Source organism: Enterococcus alishanensis, from assembly GCF_019218635.1.
In the GTDB taxonomy this organism is placed as follows: Bacteria; Bacillota; Bacilli; order Lactobacillales; family Enterococcaceae; genus Enterococcus_A; species Enterococcus_A alishanensis.
Genome location: NZ_JAHUZB010000041.1, coordinates 1 through 428 on the forward strand (window position 1 = coordinate 1; position 428 = coordinate 428).

The following is a 428-nucleotide window of genomic DNA, read 5'->3' on the forward strand; positions in this document are numbered from 1 at the left end:
TGACCCCAGGCCGTCGGCATGCACGAAGCGGCCGACGGACCACGATTCCAAGGGGGAAGCGACATGCGCAGCGCAAGACATATCCTGGCCGGTTTGCTTACCGCGTTCGCGCTCGGCTCGGCCGGCGCGGCGGAAACGCCCAAGACGGGCGGCACGCTGGTGATCGGCTCGACGCAGGTGCCGCGCCACCTGAACGGCGCGGTGCAGTCCGGCATCGCCACGGCGCTGCCCAGCGCGCAGCTCTTTGCCAGCCCGCTGCGCTTTGACGCGGACTGGAAGCCGCAACCGTATCTGGCCGAATCCTGGGAGCTGTCGCCCGACGCGCGCACGCTGACGCTGCATCTGCGCAAGGATGCGCTGTTCCATGACGGCAAGCCGGTGACGTCCGAGGACGTGGCGTTCTCGGTCATGGCGGTCAAGCAGAACCA

Annotated in this window: 1 protein-coding gene; it reads left to right on the forward strand. The window is 68.5% G+C overall.

Annotation, left to right across the window (positions count from 1 at the left end):
* Positions 1-63: 63 nt before the first annotated feature.
* Positions 64-428 (forward strand): ABC transporter substrate-binding protein (locus KUA55_RS18190; protein ID WP_246601612.1); only part of this gene is annotated, 365 nt, incomplete at its 3' end.